General features: G+C 74.3%; 16 protein-coding genes. 4 read left to right on the forward strand and 12 right to left on the reverse strand.

Features of this window, described 5'->3' with window-relative positions; translation table 11 throughout:
- Positions 1–68 precede the first annotated feature (68 nt).
- From ABD994_RS31660 to ABD994_RS06635, 12 genes are all read right to left on the reverse strand, one after another.
- Positions 69–197 (reverse strand): putative leader peptide, encoded by a 129-nt coding sequence (locus tag ABD994_RS31660; RefSeq protein WP_425550033.1) that lies wholly within the window; start codon positions 195–197, stop codon positions 69–71.
- Positions 194–1,396: a trans-sulfuration enzyme family protein gene (locus ABD994_RS06585; RefSeq protein WP_345412027.1), complete on the reverse strand. Its 1,203-nt coding sequence runs from the start codon at positions 1,394–1,396 to the stop codon at positions 194–196. The genes ABD994_RS31660 and ABD994_RS06585 overlap by 4 nt, the downstream gene beginning before the upstream one ends.
- Positions 1,397–1,432: 36 nt before the next feature.
- Entirely contained in the window at positions 1,433–2,815 is a 1,383-nt protein-coding gene (locus ABD994_RS06590) for an NtaA/DmoA family FMN-dependent monooxygenase (RefSeq protein ID WP_345412029.1), read from the reverse strand.
- Between the two features lie 9 nt (positions 2,816–2,824).
- Positions 2,825–3,976, reverse strand: a complete 1,152-nt coding sequence (locus tag ABD994_RS06595; RefSeq protein WP_345412032.1) for an LLM class flavin-dependent oxidoreductase — start codon at positions 3,974–3,976, stop codon at positions 2,825–2,827.
- A gap of 11 nt (positions 3,977–3,987) precedes the next feature.
- Positions 3,988–4,704: a GNAT family N-acetyltransferase gene (locus ABD994_RS06600; protein ID WP_345412034.1), complete on the reverse strand. Its 717-nt coding sequence runs from the start codon at positions 4,702–4,704 to the stop codon at positions 3,988–3,990.
- 52 nt (positions 4,705–4,756) lie between these two features.
- On the reverse strand, positions 4,757–5,920 hold the full coding sequence (locus tag ABD994_RS06605) for a serine hydrolase domain-containing protein (protein WP_345412036.1): 1,164 nt from the start codon (positions 5,918–5,920) through the stop codon (positions 4,757–4,759).
- Between the two features lie 68 nt (positions 5,921–5,988).
- The gene (locus ABD994_RS06610) at positions 5,989–6,552 is read right to left on the reverse strand and encodes a QsdR family transcriptional regulator (RefSeq protein WP_345412038.1); all 564 of its coding nucleotides are present in this window, start codon (positions 6,550–6,552) and stop codon (positions 5,989–5,991) included.
- Positions 6,549–6,866: a hypothetical protein gene (locus tag ABD994_RS06615; protein ID WP_345412043.1), complete on the reverse strand. Its 318-nt coding sequence runs from the start codon at positions 6,864–6,866 to the stop codon at positions 6,549–6,551. The genes ABD994_RS06610 and ABD994_RS06615 overlap by 4 nt, the downstream gene beginning before the upstream one ends.
- Positions 6,867–7,013: 147 nt before the next feature.
- Positions 7,014–7,376: a cupin domain-containing protein gene (locus ABD994_RS06620; protein ID WP_345412045.1), complete on the reverse strand. Its 363-nt coding sequence runs from the start codon at positions 7,374–7,376 to the stop codon at positions 7,014–7,016.
- Positions 7,373–8,068 carry a nitroreductase family protein gene (locus tag ABD994_RS06625; RefSeq protein ID WP_345412047.1) on the reverse strand — a complete coding sequence of 232 codons (696 nt, stop codon included), beginning with the start codon at positions 8,066–8,068 and terminating at the stop codon, positions 7,373–7,375. Before ABD994_RS06625 ends, ABD994_RS06620 begins: the two co-directional genes overlap by 4 nt.
- Before the next feature lie 34 nt (positions 8,069–8,102).
- Positions 8,103–9,440, reverse strand: coding sequence for an HNH endonuclease signature motif containing protein (locus ABD994_RS06630; RefSeq protein WP_345412050.1), 1,338 nt, complete (start codon positions 9,438–9,440; stop codon positions 8,103–8,105).
- A gap of 120 nt (positions 9,441–9,560) precedes the next feature.
- The gene (locus tag ABD994_RS06635; RefSeq protein ID WP_345412052.1) at positions 9,561–10,103 is read right to left on the reverse strand and encodes a TetR/AcrR family transcriptional regulator; all 543 of its coding nucleotides are present in this window, start codon (positions 10,101–10,103) and stop codon (positions 9,561–9,563) included.
- Positions 10,104–10,211: 108 nt separating this feature from the next.
- Between ABD994_RS06635 and ABD994_RS06640 the strand changes: the two genes are divergently transcribed.
- The 4 genes from ABD994_RS06640 to ABD994_RS06655 are packed head-to-tail and all read left to right on the forward strand — an operon-like array spanning position 10,212 to position 14,357.
- Positions 10,212–11,417, forward strand: coding sequence for a cytochrome P450 (locus ABD994_RS06640; protein ID WP_345412054.1), 1,206 nt, complete (start codon positions 10,212–10,214; stop codon positions 11,415–11,417).
- Positions 11,414–12,361: an MBL fold metallo-hydrolase gene (locus ABD994_RS06645; protein ID WP_345412056.1), complete on the forward strand. Its 948-nt coding sequence runs from the start codon at positions 11,414–11,416 to the stop codon at positions 12,359–12,361. The genes ABD994_RS06640 and ABD994_RS06645 overlap by 4 nt, the downstream gene beginning before the upstream one ends.
- Positions 12,358–13,329, forward strand: a complete 972-nt coding sequence (locus tag ABD994_RS06650) for a fumarylacetoacetate hydrolase family protein (RefSeq protein WP_345412058.1) — start codon at positions 12,358–12,360, stop codon at positions 13,327–13,329. Before ABD994_RS06645 ends, ABD994_RS06650 begins: the two co-directional genes overlap by 4 nt.
- On the forward strand, positions 13,326–14,357 hold the full coding sequence (locus ABD994_RS06655) for an acyl-CoA dehydrogenase family protein (RefSeq protein ID WP_345412064.1): 1,032 nt from the start codon (positions 13,326–13,328) through the stop codon (positions 14,355–14,357). The genes ABD994_RS06650 and ABD994_RS06655 overlap by 4 nt, the downstream gene beginning before the upstream one ends.
- Positions 14,358–14,359: the final 2 nt, after the last annotated feature.

The raw sequence follows: 14,359 nt of genomic DNA on the forward strand, positions 1-14,359 counted from the left end.
TCAGGCGTGTGGGAGCACCCGGGCACGCGACGGCCCGGAGGTGCCGAGAAGGGGGAGGAGTGAGTGGATCAGCCGCGACGACAGGTGGTCGACGCCAGCCGGCAGAGGTCGACGTGCAGGCGTCGCACCAGCGGGCTCACGATCACCTTCCTACCCGATGGCCCACAACCGGACCACCCCGGCGAGCGCACGATCACGTACCGACGGTGTCCAGCGCGGCGGCGAGGTCGGCGATGAGGTCGTCGGGGTCCTCGAGCCCGACCGAGAACCGCAGGTGGCCGTAGCGGCGGAACTCCTCGGGCCAGTACGCGGCGCGGGCGGAGTCGGTGCCGACGTGCACGATCAGGCTCTCGTCGTGCCCGAGCGACACCGCCGAGGTGACGACGCGCAGGTCGGCCACGAAGCGGTTCTGCAGCGCGGCGTCCCCGTCGAGCGCGAAGGCCATCATCCAGCCGTACCCGCGCCCGCCGAGCAGCCGTGTCGCCAGCTCGTGCTGCGGGTGGCCCGGCAGCCCCGGGTACGTCACGTAGGCGACCGCCGGGTGGCCGGCGAGGAACTCGGCGACCCGCTGCGCCGAGCCGACGTGCTGGCGCAGCCGCAGCGGCAGCGTGATCGCGCCGCGGGAGATGAGCCACGCGTTGAACGGCGACACCACACCGCCGACGTCGACCATCGCCTCGGCCCGGATCGCGTCGCAGTGCTCCCGCGAGCCCACGACGACCCCGCCCATGGCGTCCCCGTGGCCGTTGACCACCTTGGTCAGCGAGTGGACGACCAGGTCGGCGCCGTCGAGCAGCGGCCGGTAGAGCGGCGGCGGGGTGCACGTCGAGTCCACCGACAGCAGCGCTCCGCCGGCGTGCGCGACCTCCGCGACCGCGGCGACGTCGCACACGCGCGTCGTCGGGTTGGCGATCACCTCGGTGTGCACGAGCCGGGTGGTCGGACGCATCGCCGCGCGCACCGCCTCGGGGTCGCTCGTGTCGACGAACGTGGCCTCGATGCCGTAGCGCTGCGGGAGGATCTCGGCGAAGAGCCGGTAGCTCGCCTCGTAGGTGACGTCCGAGATCACCGCGTGGTCGCCGGTCCGCAGGAAGGTGAAGAACACCGCGTGCAGCGCCGCGACACCGGTGGCGAGCACGACGGCGTCCTCACCACACTCGAGGTGCGCCAGCTTGGACTGCAGTGCGCGCTGGTTCGCTCCCGTGTTGCGGGTGTAGAGCGGGACGTCGAACCCCGACCAGGACAGCTCCTCGGGGTTCTCCGGCAGCGCGTAGGAGTTCGCCATGACGATCGGCGTGCGGATCGCGCCGCTGCCGGCGTCGACGGCGTTGCCGGCGTGCACCGCCTGGGTCGCGAACGCCAGCGACGCGGGGTCGTCCTTGTCCGGGCGGGTCACGCCGGCGATCGTGTCACCAGGGCGCCTCCGGCAGGATCACGCCTCCACGGACACCGCGGCGACGGTGGTGGGGGAGGGCTGGAGGCCGAGGTGCTCGCGCAGCGTCGTGCCCTCGTAGTCGGTGCGGAACGAGCCCTTCTCCTGCAGCAGTGGCACCACCTGGTCGACGAACGGGTCCATCCCGCCCGGGGTGATGTGCGGGACGAGGACGAAGCCGTCGGAGGCGTCGGACTGCACGAACTCGTCGATCGTGTCCGCCACCCGCTGCGGGGTGCCGACGAACGTGTGCCGCCCGTTCTTGCGGATCACGACCTCGCGCAGCGACAGCCCCTCGCGCTCGCCGAGCTCGCGCCACTCCTGCGCCGTGGCCACCGGGTCGCGGTACATGCGCACGCTCGCGCGGCCCTTGGAGATGTGGCCGCCGGAGTCGACGTCGTCGGAGGTCTTCGGGTCGAACGACGGCACCGGCCCGTCGGGGTCGACGTCGGAGAGGTCACGGTTCCAGACCTGCTCGGCGAACGCGATCGCCGTGGCCGGCCCCACCTGCTGGTACTGCACCTGCCGGGCGTTCTCCGCGGCCTCGTCCTCGGTGTCGCCCAGCACGAACGTCGCCGCGGGCAGGATCTTGAGGTCCTCGGGACGGCGGCCGAACTTCGCCAGCCGGGCCTTCACGTCGGCGTAGAACTCCTGCCCGGCCTCCAGCTCGGCGTGCCGGGTGAAGATCGCGTCGGCGCTGGACGCCGCGAACTCGCGGCCCTCCTCCGAGTCGCCGGCCTGGATGATCACCGGCCGCCCCTGCGGGCTGCGCGGCACCGGGAAGCGCCCGGAGATGTCGAACTGGTCGGAGCGGATCGCGAAGCTGCCGGCGTCCGGTCGGCGGACGAACCGTCCCGACGCGGCGTCGGCGACGAGGTCGTCGGGCGCCCACGAGTCCCACAACGCCTGCGCGGTGGCGAGCATCTCCTGGGCCCGCAGGTAGCGCTTGTCCTTGGGCAGGTAGCCACCGCGGCGGAAGTTCTCGCCGGTGAACTCGTCCCAGCTGGTGACGACGTTCCAGGCCGCGCGCCCGGCCGAGAGGTGGTCGAGCGTCGCGAGCTTGCGGGCGACGTCGAGCGGCTCGTTGAACGTGGAGTTCACCGTGCCGGCCAGGCCGATCCGCTCGGTGACGGCGGCGAGCGCCTGCAGGATCGCGACGTTGTCCGGGCGGCCCATGACGTCGAGGTCGTAGATGCGGCCGCCCTGCTCGCGCAGCCGCAGGCCCTCGGCGAGGAACAGGAAGTCGAACTTGCCGCGCTCCGCGGCCTGCGCGAAGCGGCGGAACGACTCGAACTCGATGTGGCTGCCCGAGGCCGGGTCGCTCCAGACCGTCGTGTTGTTGACGCCGGGGAAGTGTGCGGCGAGGTGGATCTGCTTCGGCATGATCGCTCCTTACGCCCGGGCGTACCGGTCGGCGGGACGCGCGAGGCCGAAGTGGCCGCGCAGGGTGTCGGACTCGTAGGCCGTGCGGAACAGGCCCCGGCGCTGCAGCTCGGGCACCAGCTCACCGGTGATCCGCGGCAGGTCGTGCGCGGTGACGGCCGGGCGCATCCGGGCGCCGGCGAGCCCGGCCCCGTGCCAGGACTCGAGGACGTCGGCGACGTCGGTCGCGGTGCCGGTGAGGATGCGGGCGTCGCTGCGGAGCTCGCTCCCGTCGGTCTCGTCGAGGCGCCGCAGGCGCTCGCGCGCGGCGTCGGCGCTGTCGTCGAGCACGACGAGCAGGTCGCCGAGCACGTGCAGCGGGTCGCCCTCGCGCCCGACCGCGGCCTCCTCCTCGCGGACCTGCCGCAGGATCGCCTCCGCGTCGCCGGTCGGGCCGTCGCGGCCGACGCCGCCGGGGGTGACGAACACGAGGTCGGCGCCGCGGGCGGCGAGGCGGTAGGCGACGTCGACGTGGGCGAGCGCGGTCACCAGCGGCTGGCCCTGCGGCGGGCGCGGGGTGATCGACGGGCCGCGCACGGAGAAGTGGTCGCCGGCGAAGTCGATGTAGTGCAGCTTGTCGCGGTCGACGAACCGGCCGGTCGCGGCGTCGCGGATCTCGGCGTCGTCCTCCCACGAGTCCCACAGGCGGCGCTGCACCTCGACGTGGTCGGCGGCCTCGTCGAACAGGCTCTCCCGGCTCTCGGACCCGGCCTCGCGGCGCCCGAACAGCGCGTACTCCTCGGGGCGCGACGACACCTTGACCCGCAGGCCGGCGCGGCCCGTGGTCGCGTAGTCGAGCGTCGCGATCTCGGTGGAGACGTGGAACGGCTCGGTGTGGGTGGTGACGACGGTCGGCACCAGGCCGATGTGGCGCGTCACCGGGCCCACCCGCAGCGCGACCAGCTGGGCGTCGAGGCGGCCCTGGACGCGGTCCGGGCGGTCGGTGTCGACGGCGAAGGAGTCCTCGAACGTGACGAGGTCGAGCAGCCCGGCCTCGGCCTGCTGGACCTGGTCGACCCAGAAGCCGCCGGTGAACAGCTCGTCGGCGCGGACGCCCGGCTCGCGCCAGGCCGCGGGGTGCCAGCCGGTGCCGTCGAGCGCGACCGCGAGGTGGAGCGTCATGGTCATCCTGTCTACGTGTGCGCGGGGCTCGTTCTGGCCGGGGTGGTGCTCGGGACCGTCAGGGCGACGAAGTCGGGACGGGCGCGTACCCGGAACCCGAGCTCGTCGTAGAGCCGGATCGCCGTGACGTTGTCGGCGGCGGCGTGCAGGAACGGCACCTCGCCACGGTCGCGGATGCCGGCGGCCACGGCCAGGACCAGCCGGGTGCCCAGCCCACGGCCGCGGTACGCGGCGTCGGTGCACACCGCGCTGATCTCGGTGTACCCGGGCGGGTGGAGCCGCTCACCGGCCATCGCGACCAGCTCGCCGTCGTCGACGACGCCGAGGTAGGTGCCCATCTCGACCGTGCGGGGGCCGAACGGGCCGGGCCGGGTCCGCGCGACGAGGGCGCGCATCGCGGGGACGTCGGCGGGCCCGAGGCGGACGAGGTCCGGGTAGGGGCGGCCCTCGACGGCGTCGCCGACCATCTGCACGCCGGGCAGCACCCACCCGATCTCGAGGCCGGTCGGGGCGAGGGTCCCGAAGGCGGGGACGACCGTGTCGTGGCCGGGCCCGACCAGGGTCGCGACGTCCGCCCACTCGGCGGCGACGCGGGGCTCGGCGAGGAAGGGCGCGACGTCGGGCCGGTAGCGCACGGCGCTCCCGACGCCCTCCGCGAGGTGCGCGTGCGCGCCGCGCAACGCGGTGCGGACCGGCTCGTCGAGCGGTCCCGTCGGTGCGGGTGCCACCTCGGGCACAACCACGGCCCCGGGGCGACCATTCCGGGCCGACGGGGACGCGTCACGCCCGGACGATCGGCGCCACGGCCCTCTCGATGATCGCGCAGTACGCGGCGGAGACCTCCGACCCGATGACCCCGGGCTGCATGCGGTTCATCATGTAGCTGATCGTCGTGCGCCGCTCGAGATCCATGATGATCAGCGAGCCGCCCCAGCCGCCCCAGAAGCAGAGCTTGCCGTCGCGGACGAACGGCACGCCGTCGGGCTCGGGCAGCCCGAAGCCGATGCCCCAGCGCAGCGGGATGCCCAGGAAGAGGTCCGTGCCGTGGGCCTGCTCGCGGAAGATCAGCTCGATCGTCGCGGGGTGCAGCAGGCGCACGCCGTCGACCTCGCCGCCGCGGGCGATCGGGGAGAGGATCCGGGCAACCGAGCGGGCGTTGCCGTGCCCGTTGACCGCGCCGAGCTCCGCGGCGCGCCAGGCCGCGGTGTTGGCCAGCGTCGGGTCGACCGCCGAGCCCAGGAACGTCTTGACCGCCACGCTCTGCGGGTCGGGAGCCGGGGCGTCGGCCGGGGCATCCGGGGCGGGCGGGGGCGGGACGATCTCGGCGATCCGGTCGGCGTCGGCCTCGTCGGCGCCGATGGAGAAGTCGGCGCCCAGGGGCCCCGCGATCTCCTCGGCGACGAACGCCCGCAGCGAGCGCCCGGACACCCGGCGCACCACCTCGCCGACGAGGTGCCCGTAGGCGGTGGCGTGGTAGCCGCTCGCGGTGCCCGGCTCCCACCAGGGCGCTTGCGCGGCGAGCCTGCTCGTCGAGGCGGCGAGGTCGTAGACGTCCTCGTTGGCGAAGGGCTGGTCCCACCCCGAGACGCCGGAGGTGTGGCTGAGCAGGTGGCGGACCTCGACGTGCTCCTTGCCGTTCGCGGCGAACTCCGGCCAGTACGCGGCCACCGGCGCGTACGGGTCGAGCTGCCTGCGGTCGACCAGCATCAGCGCGGCGAGCGCCGTGACGGCCTTCGTCGTCGACCAGACGTTGACGATGGTGTCCCTGGTCCAGGGCAGCGTGCGCGCGGCGTCCCGGTACCCGCCCCAGAGGTCGACGACCGTCTCGCCGTCGACGTCCACCACGATGCTGGCGCCGACCTCGACTCCCTCGGCGATGTTCGTCTCCAGCGCCTCCCGCAGCTCGTCGAACTGCTCCGTGGCGTGCCCCTGCACTGCGGCCATGGCCGGGTCCCCTCGTCGTTGCAACAAATCTGAGTGTGTTGCAAACGGCGGCGCGGGGCAAGGTGTGTTCAGTCGGCGTGCAGCACCGCGGCGATGGCGGCCTCGACCTTCGCCGCGTCGGGCTCGTCCCCGGTGATCAGGTCGGAGTAGATGAACGACTCGATGATCCGCACGATGAGGTAGGCCAGGTCGCGGGTGCCCAGGGCGTGGGTCAGCGCGCCGCGGTCGATCTCCTCGACGACCAGCCGCTCGAAGTAGGCCACGATGTGCTGCTGCAGCGGGCTCGCCTTGGTGGTGATCAGGCGCAGCGCCTTCTCGGTCTCCCGCTGCAGGAACGCGCGGTAGTACGGCGACGCGATGAGGGCGGCCGCGTAGCACCCGGCGATCCCGGCGATGCGCCGCCCGCCCGTGCCGGGCGCGGTGGCCTCGATGTCGCGCAGGGTCGGGTCGGCCAGCGACGTCAGGACGTCCACCAGGAGCCGGTCGCGGCTGCCGACCCAGCGGAAGAGCGTGCTCCGGTCGACGCCGAGGCGCGCGGACAGATCCTGCATGTCGATCCGTTCGCCCGCCATGAACGTGCGGCGGGCGAGGCGGAAGGCGGTCGTGGCGTCGGGGCGGGACACGGGGCTCACGGGCGCCGTTCGTCGAGCCAGCGGTTGTGGGTCTCCCACGCGGCCTGCTTGCTCGACCCCAGCGCGCGGCCGATCTCCGTCCACGACGCGCCGGCGCGCCGCGCGCTGCGCACCCCGAGCTGGCGCCCGTAGCCGGCCTTGCGGGCGATCAGCTCGCCGAGCGCCAGCATCTCCAGCGCCTCCTCGCCGGTGAGGGCGGCGGCCCCGCCGTCGTCGGGGTCGTCGGACGCCAGCGAGTCCTGCGTGCGGAGCTCGTCGAAGCGCGCGACCGCGGTGCGCAGGGTGTGCTCGCGTTCGAGCCCGTCGGGGTCCATCGGCCCACCCTGGCGTCAGGTAAGCTTGACGTCAAGTTGCCCTGACGATGGTGCGGCCTCCTGGACGAACGAACGACGCTCTCGCTGCTTCGGAAGCAGCGGGAGCGCCGTTCGTTCTCGGGAGGGCGCGGCGACCGGCCCAGCGCGCTACGCCCCGTAGAGGTCGTTGCCGCGCGAGAACTCCACGAACACCGCCGGCTCGTCGCCCACCGACCAGGCGTCGTGCCCGGGCGGGAGGAGCATGACCTGGTGGGGCCCGAACTCGTCCTCGCTGCCGTCGTCCATGACCACGTGCAGGCGGCCCGACAGCACGAGCGCGACGTGGGGGAGCTCGCAGGTGTCGGTGCCGGCGTCGTCCTTGAGGTCCTGCGACCACCGGGCGCCGACGCCGAACGTCACCTCGGTGACGCTGACGCCGTCGAGCTCGACGGTCTTCTTGGAGATCCTGCCGTGGACGTCGGACGGGGCGGCGGCGAGGTCGCCCTTCTGCATGGCGGTCGTGGAGGTCACGGTGGAGACTCCGCCGACGGTCGTGCGGCTGTCAACGGCGCTCGCGCGTCGCGCCCCACCGCTCCCAGTGCACGACCTGCTCGACGGGCTGGCGTCGCGGCGTCGACCAAGCGGCCACGTGCGGGGTAGCCCAGCGGCACCAGGCCCATCGTCGCCGCGTCCTCGGGCAGCCCGAGCAGCTCGTCGATCTCCCGCTCGCCGGTGATCAGGTGCAGCGACGTCAGCACCCCGCCGATGCTGTGGGCGCGGGCGGCCAGCAGCAACTGCTGGACGGCGCCGTAGATCGAGCCGCCGAGGCGCTTGTCGGTGGAGTCGGCGGCGTGGCGCAGCACGGGGACGACGAACACCGGCGCCTCGGCGAGGTGCCCGGCCAGGTGGTCGGCCGCGCGGAAGGACGCCGGGGTCAGGCCGGTCGCGGCGTCGTCGCGGTCCGGGTCGAGGAGCTCCTCGCGACGCACCCCGTAGATCTTCTCCCAGCCCTGCTGGTAGTGCTCGGCGATGCGGGCCTTGACCGCCGGGTCGGTGACCACGAGCCAGCCCCACGTCTGCCGGTTGCCTCCCGACGGGCCGCGGATCGCGGTGTCGAGCAGCTCCCACAGCACCTCGTCGGGGATCGGCGTCGCGGCCAGGTAGCGCCGCGCCGGCGTGGTGCGCAGGCCCTCGAGCAGGCCGACGGGCTCGGGTCCGGACACGGTGCCTCCCACGGCTGATCGACTCCTCGCCACCCTAGGCGGCGGCGACTGCGCCTCCTGCCCAGCTCACCGCTCGTGGTCGGCCGCCGGGCCGGGGTTGTCGGTCTGGGTTGATCCAGTCCGGTGGGGTGAACCAGGGCCGGCCGTCGATCATGGTGATGGTCCAGTGGCCGTGGTGGACCAGCTGGTGGTGGAACCGGCAGAGCAGGCACATGTTCTCCACGGCGGTGTCGCCGTGGTCGAGCCAGCTTTGGATGTGGTGGGCGTGGCAGCGCTGCGGCGGGCGGGTGCAGCCCGGGAACGCGCAACCCCCGTCGCGCACGACGAGCGCGCGGCGGATCGCGTCGGGGGCGGTGCGCTGCTGGCGACCCACATCCAGCGGCTCGGAGCGGCTGCCCAGCACCATCGGGATGATCCCGGCGTCGCAGGCCAGCCGCCGCACCGACTGCGGGTGCACCAGCGCCCCCGAGTCCAGCACCCCGTGCCCCACCGCCTGCTGTAACCACCGGTGGTCCATCGTCAGCGTCAGCAACACCCGCCCCGAACCCGACGGCCTGGCCGGCGGCTTGGTCGCGGGCTCGGGTCGGCGGGGCTGCGGGATCAGCGCCGGCTCGGGCTCGTCACCGGCCGCGGAGTCGTCGCCCGCGGGCGTGCTGCTGGGGTCGGCGTTCTCGACGACCTCCTTGAGCGCATCGGCGCGGCGCCGCTCGAGACTGCGGGTGTCCTCGGGGCCCAGCTTCTCGGCCAGCGGGTCGATGGCCCCGAGGAACACCTCGGCGTCGGCCGGGTCGTGCAGGCTGCCCTTGAAGTCCAGCCGGCCGTCGCGGCGGCGGACCACGTGCAGCTCGTCGCGGCGGTCCTCCCCCTCCGGCGGCGCCTCCCCATCGGGATCCAGGTGCGCGACCAGGGCCTTGGCCAGCGCGGTGAGCCCGGCCGGGGACATCTGGCGGGCCTTCTCGGCCAGGAACCGATCCGCCTCCACCCAGTCCTCGACACCCAACCCGTCGACACGCTCCAAACGAGCCATGGCCCGGCGGATGACCACGACATGCCCGGGCCCGATCGCCCCCACCGCCACCGCGGCCGCCGTGCAGGGGAACCGTGCCGGCAGCCGCTCGCCCTGCAACGACCGGCGCGCCACCAGGTCGCCGGCCTCGTCGAGCAGCCGCTTGGCCTCGGCGTGATCGACGTTCCACTGCGCCTGCAACAACCGCACCGTGCCCCGGTCCCCGGTCACCTCGGCCACCGCCGCCCGGTCCAGCTCGGCCACCAGCTCCAGACGCGCGTAGTAGTCGCGGCGCCGGGCGATCTCGGCGTCGCGGGCCCGGTCGAGCAGCTCCCGCTCCACCACCCCGACCCCGCGTTCGCTCATGTGTTCGATTCTAGAGCCGACCCCGACAACGACGGGCCGATCCGCGAGAACAGGTGCAAACACTCGAGCAAACGCTCCGAGCCCACCGCCACCTCGCCCGAGCGGCGGTCGAGGCCGCGGTCAGTCCCGCGCCCGCACCGCCGAGAGCACCAGCTCGATCCCGCCGTCGGCGACGTCCTGGAACGACCCGAGCGCCTCGGGGTCGCGGACCCACCGGAACACCACGCCCATGTACACGTCGGACAGCGTCCGTGCGGCCTCGGCGACGTCGACGTCCGTGCGGACGTCCCCGCGTTCCTGGCCCTCCCGGAGCAACGGCCGCAGGTCGGCCAGCAGCGAGGACTCGTAGCGGATGGGGCCGACCGCGGCGGTCCAGCCGAGCATCATCTGCCGCGTCAGCTCCGGCTCCGCCTCCACCAGCCGGCTGATCAGGCGGAAGTAGTCGCGGATGCGCCGGGGCGCCGGGTCGCCGGTCGAGCCGGTGATCACCTCGACGGCGACGTCAGCCATCCGCCGCGTCCACAGCATCGGGATGTCGCCCTTGCTGGGGAAGTGGTTGAACGCCGTACGCCGCGACGTGCCGGCCCGCTCGGCGATGTCAGCCATCGTCGTGTCCTCGTAGCCGCGCTCCACGAACAGCGCCGCCGCCGCCTCGTAGAGCACGTCGCGGGTCGTCGGCCCGCCGTGACCCTTGACACGTTCTGCACCCGGGTGCAACTGTTCTGACACCGCCTTCTGCACTCGAGTGCAACACGCTCACCAGGGAGAAGTATGTCCAACGTAGCTCCGCCGCTGCCGCCGGGCGATCTCGACCCGTACCGTCCCGAGGCCCTCGAGGACCCCTACCCGCTCTACGCGCGGCTGCGCGAGCAGGGGCCGGCGACCTACGAGCCCGAGCGCGACATCTGGCTCGTGCCGGGCTACGCCGAGGCCGCCGCGGTGCTGCGCGACCACCGCTCGTTCGTCTCCGGCGACGGCGCCACCTACGAGAGCGCGCTCGGCCGCACCGAGCGCTACCCGCTGATCGAGACGGACCCGCCCGAGCACACCCGGATCCGGCGGGCGGTCCAGCCGCCGTTCGCCCGGGCCGAGATCGAGCACCTGCGGCCCGGCATCGAGGCCGCGGCCACGGAGATCGTCGACGGCGCACTCGCGCGGGGCGAGGTCGACGCCGTCCCGGACCTGGCCCAGCCGATGCCCGACCGGGCCATGGCGCTGCTGACCGGCCTCGTCCCGCCGAGCTGCCAGGCCCTCGTCGACTGGAGCGACGCCGTCGTCCGCGCCCAGGAGCCCGGGGCCGACCCGCGCCACGGCGAGCTGCTCGGCGCAGCGCTGGCGTGGATGATCGGTGAGGGCATCCCCGGCCTGCCCGCGCACTGCCTGGGCCGGCTCATCACCGACGAGGGCGGCACCACCGGCGGCCTGCACGCCGAGGGCCCCGAGCGCCTGATGACCCTGGCCTCCATCTGGCTCGCCGGCGTCGACTCCACGGGCGCGCTGCTGGGCAACGCGATCGACGCGTTCACGGAGTTCCCCGACCAGTGGGAGCTCCTGCGCGCCCGGCCCGACCTGATCGGGAACGCCGTCGAGGAGCTCCTGCGCTTCGAGGCGCCCTTCCGCGTCTTCTACCGGCGCACGCGGGCGCAGGCGCAGGTCGGCGGGGTCGCGATCCCGGCCGGGGCCACCGTCTGCGCCGTCCTGGGGTCGACGGGACGGGACCCCCGACAGTTCGCCGACCCCGACCGCCTGGACGTGACCCGCGAGAACGCCCGCACCCACCTGGCGCTGGGGACCTCGATCCACCTCTGCCTCGGCGCGCCGGTGGCCCGCCTCGAGGCCACGGCCATGCTCACCGAGCTGACCCGCCGGGTGGCGCGGTTCGAGCGCACCGGCGACGCGGTCCGCAGCCCCAGCGGGACCATGCGCAAGTTCGACACGCTCCCGGTCCGTCTGGTGCCGGCAGGTGGTCGAGCGTGACGGCGGGCTACGCGCCGGGGCCCCACGACCTCGGCGGCGACTGTCACGCCTGGCTCATCCCCGAGGGCCGGTGGGGCGAGAGCAACAGCGGGCTCGTCCGCGGGGCCGGCGTGTCGCTGCTGGTCGACACGCACTACGACCTCCCGCACACCGCCGACATGCTCGCCGCCGTCGCGCCGCTCACGGCCGGGCACCCGATCCGCACGCTGGTCAACACCCACTCCGACGGCGACCACTGGCACGGCAACCAGCTCGTCGCCGGGCCGGAGGTGGAGATCGTCGCGTCGGCGGCCGCCGCGGCGCTGATGACGCCCGCCGCGGTCCGCGAGCTGGCGGGACTCTCCGACCGCGACGACCGGCTCGGCGACTTCATCCGCTCGATCTCCGGGCCCTTCGACCTCTCCGGGATCGTCGCCACCCCGCCCACCCGGACGTTCACCGGCGAGCTGGACCTCGACGTCGGCGGCCGCCAGGTGCGCCTCATCCAGGTCGGGCCGGCGCACACCCCCGGCGACGTGATCGTCCACGTGCCGGACGCCCGGGTCGTCTACACCGGCGACATCCTGTTCATCGGCGGCGCCCCGCTGGTGTGGACCGGGCCGGTCGCGCGCTGCATCGCCGCCTGCGACCGCATCCTCGACCTGCCGCTCGCGGCCATCGTCCCCGGTCACGGCCCGCTGACCGACAAGGACGGCGTCGGGTGGGTCCGCGACTACCTGGTGTTCGTCGAGCAGGAGGCGACCAAGCGCTTCGAGGCCGGCCTGACCGTCGAGGAGGCCGTCGCGTCGATCGACCTCGGCCGGTTCGCCGCCATGTCCGAGCAGGGCCGCATCGCCGCGAACGTCCTCAACGTCTACGAGGAGCTCGACCCGACCCGCCCGCGCGCCGACCGCCTCGAGCAGTTCGGCCGCATCGCCGCCCACGAGCTGGGAGACCCCGCATGAAGATCGCCCGGATCGAGATCGAGGGGACGGCGCGGGTCGGCGTCGTCGACGGTGACGCCGTCCAGCCGCTGGCCGTCGACCTCGACGAGCTGCTGGCGTCGGACGCGCGCGACGAGCTCGCGGCACGGACCGCCGACGGGTCGCCCCGCCCGCTGTCGGCCGTGCGGCTGCTCGCCCCGGTGGCGCCGCCCACGCTGCGCGACTACATCACCTTCGAGGAGCACCTCGAGGGCAGCCTCAAGCTGCTCGGACGCACGGCCCCGCCGCCGGAGTGGTACGACCAGCCCGTCTTCTACTTCTCCAACCCGAACGCCGTCGTCGGCCCCGACGACCCGGTGGCGGTGCCGCCGGGCTGCGAGCGGCTCGACTTCGAGCTCGAGCTGGCCGCCGTGATCGGGAAGCCCGGGAAGGACCTCACGCCGGAGCAGGCGGGCGAGCACATCGCCGGGTACACGCTGTTCAACGACTGGTCGGCCCGCGACCTCATGCCACCGGTGATCCCGGTCGGGCTCGGCCCGGTCAAGGGCAAGGACTTCGCCAACACCCTCGGGCCGTGGATCGTCACCGCCGACGAGCTGGCCGGGCACCGCCGCGACGACCGCCTCGCGCTGGAGATGCACGCCGAGGTCAACGGCGTCGCCCTGCCCGGGGGCGGCGACACGTCGGCGAACATGTCGTGGTCGTTCGAGGAGATCGTCGCCTACGCCTCGCGCGGTGCCGAGCTGCGCACCGGCGACGTCCTCGCGTCGGGGACCTGCGGGGCCGGCTGCCTGCTGGAGCACTGGGCCCACCTGGGCGACGCCGCCCCGCCACCGCTGCGGCCGGGCGACGTCGTGACCCTGGTGGTGGAGGGCATCGGGTCGGTGTCCAACCCCGTCGTCGCCGGCGTCGAGCCCGTGGCCCTGCCGAAGGCCCGGGTCGGGATGCCCCGGCGGGCGCGGCCGTGGGGGCGCACCCTGGAGGGGTGACCGACGTCGTCGACCGCGCCCTGCTCGACCGTGTCGCCGAGCGCGCGCCGGCCCTCGACCGGGGCGACGACGACGTGCGCCCGGCGCTGCGGGAGCTCGGTGCGGCCGGCCTGCTCGACCTCGGCACCGGGCCCGACCGCGCGGGCGAGCTGCCCGCGGTGGTGACGCTGGTCGAGGAGCTCGCGGCGCGGTGCCTGGCGACGGCGTTCGCGGTGTGGGCCCACCGGATGGTGATCGACTACTACGCGCACGCCGGGTTGGGTGGCGTCGACGTGGAGGCCCTGGTCCGGGCCGAGCGGTGCGGGTCGACCGGGCTGGCGCCGGCGTTGCGCGAGCTCGCGGGGTTCGATGTGGTGCCGCTGGAGGCCCGCCGCGACGGGGCGGGGCTGCGGGTCTCAGGGCCCGTGAGCTGGGCGTCCAACCTCGTCCCGGGCACGCTGCTCGCCGTCCCGGTGCGCCTGCCCGACGAGGGTGAACGGGCCCGTGCGGTGGTGGTGGTCGACGTCGACGACCCCGGCGTGACCGTCCACCCGTTCCCGCGCCTGCTCGCGATGAACGCGACCGCGTCGTCGTCGCTCGCGCTGGAGGACGTGGCGGTCGGCCCGGGGCGGGTGCTCAGCGAGGACCTGCCGTCGTTCGTCGGCGCGTGCCGACCGCGGATGGTGCTGGTCCAGACGGCGCTCTGCCTGGGGCTGGCCCGCCGGGCGGTCGACGAGGGCCGGTCGCGGCTGCGGGGCGTCGCGGCGTCCCTGTCGCCGCGGGCGACGCAGGTCGCGGACGCCGTCGCCGACGCCCGCCGGCTCCTGCACGGGATCGCCGCTCGACCGTCGGGGACGGCGCCGCGCGAGCTGGCCGCGCTGCGCCAGGACGCGGCCCGTCTCGCCGGCGACGCCACCCGCCTGGAGGCGGCGCTGGTCGGTGGGGCGGGCTACGTCGCCGACAGCCCCACCGCACGGCGCCTGCGCGAGGCGGCGTTCCTCCCGGTCCAGGCCCCGACCGAGCCGCTCCTGGAGGTGCTGCGTCGGTGAGC

The organism is Actinomycetospora chlora (assembly GCF_039542135.1).
Lineage (GTDB): Bacteria > Actinomycetota > Actinomycetes > Mycobacteriales > Pseudonocardiaceae > Actinomycetospora > Actinomycetospora chlora.

What these genes read in the sequence shown, in the direction of transcription:
- ABD994_RS06640 (WP_345412054.1), top strand. Translation starts at nt 10,212, where the DNA reads ATGTCCAACGTAGCTCCGCCGCTGCCGCCGGGCGATCTCGACCCGTAC.
- ABD994_RS06605 (WP_345412036.1), bottom strand. Translation starts at nt 5,920, where the DNA reads ATGGCCGCAGTGCAGGGGCACGCCACGGAGCAGTTCGACGAGCTGCGG.
- ABD994_RS06615 (WP_345412043.1), bottom strand. Translation starts at nt 6,866, where the DNA reads ATGGACCCCGACGGGCTCGAACGCGAGCACACCCTGCGCACCGCGGTC.
- ABD994_RS06595 (WP_345412032.1), bottom strand. Translation starts at nt 3,976, where the DNA reads ATGACGCTCCACCTCGCGGTCGCGCTCGACGGCACCGGCTGGCACCCC.
- ABD994_RS06650 (WP_345412058.1), top strand. Translation starts at nt 12,358, where the DNA reads ATGAAGATCGCCCGGATCGAGATCGAGGGGACGGCGCGGGTCGGCGTC.
- ABD994_RS06590 (WP_345412029.1), bottom strand. Translation starts at nt 2,815, where the DNA reads ATGCCGAAGCAGATCCACCTCGCCGCACACTTCCCCGGCGTCAACAAC.
- ABD994_RS06630 (WP_345412050.1), bottom strand. Translation starts at nt 9,440, where the DNA reads ATGAGCGAACGCGGGGTCGGGGTGGTGGAGCGGGAGCTGCTCGACCGG.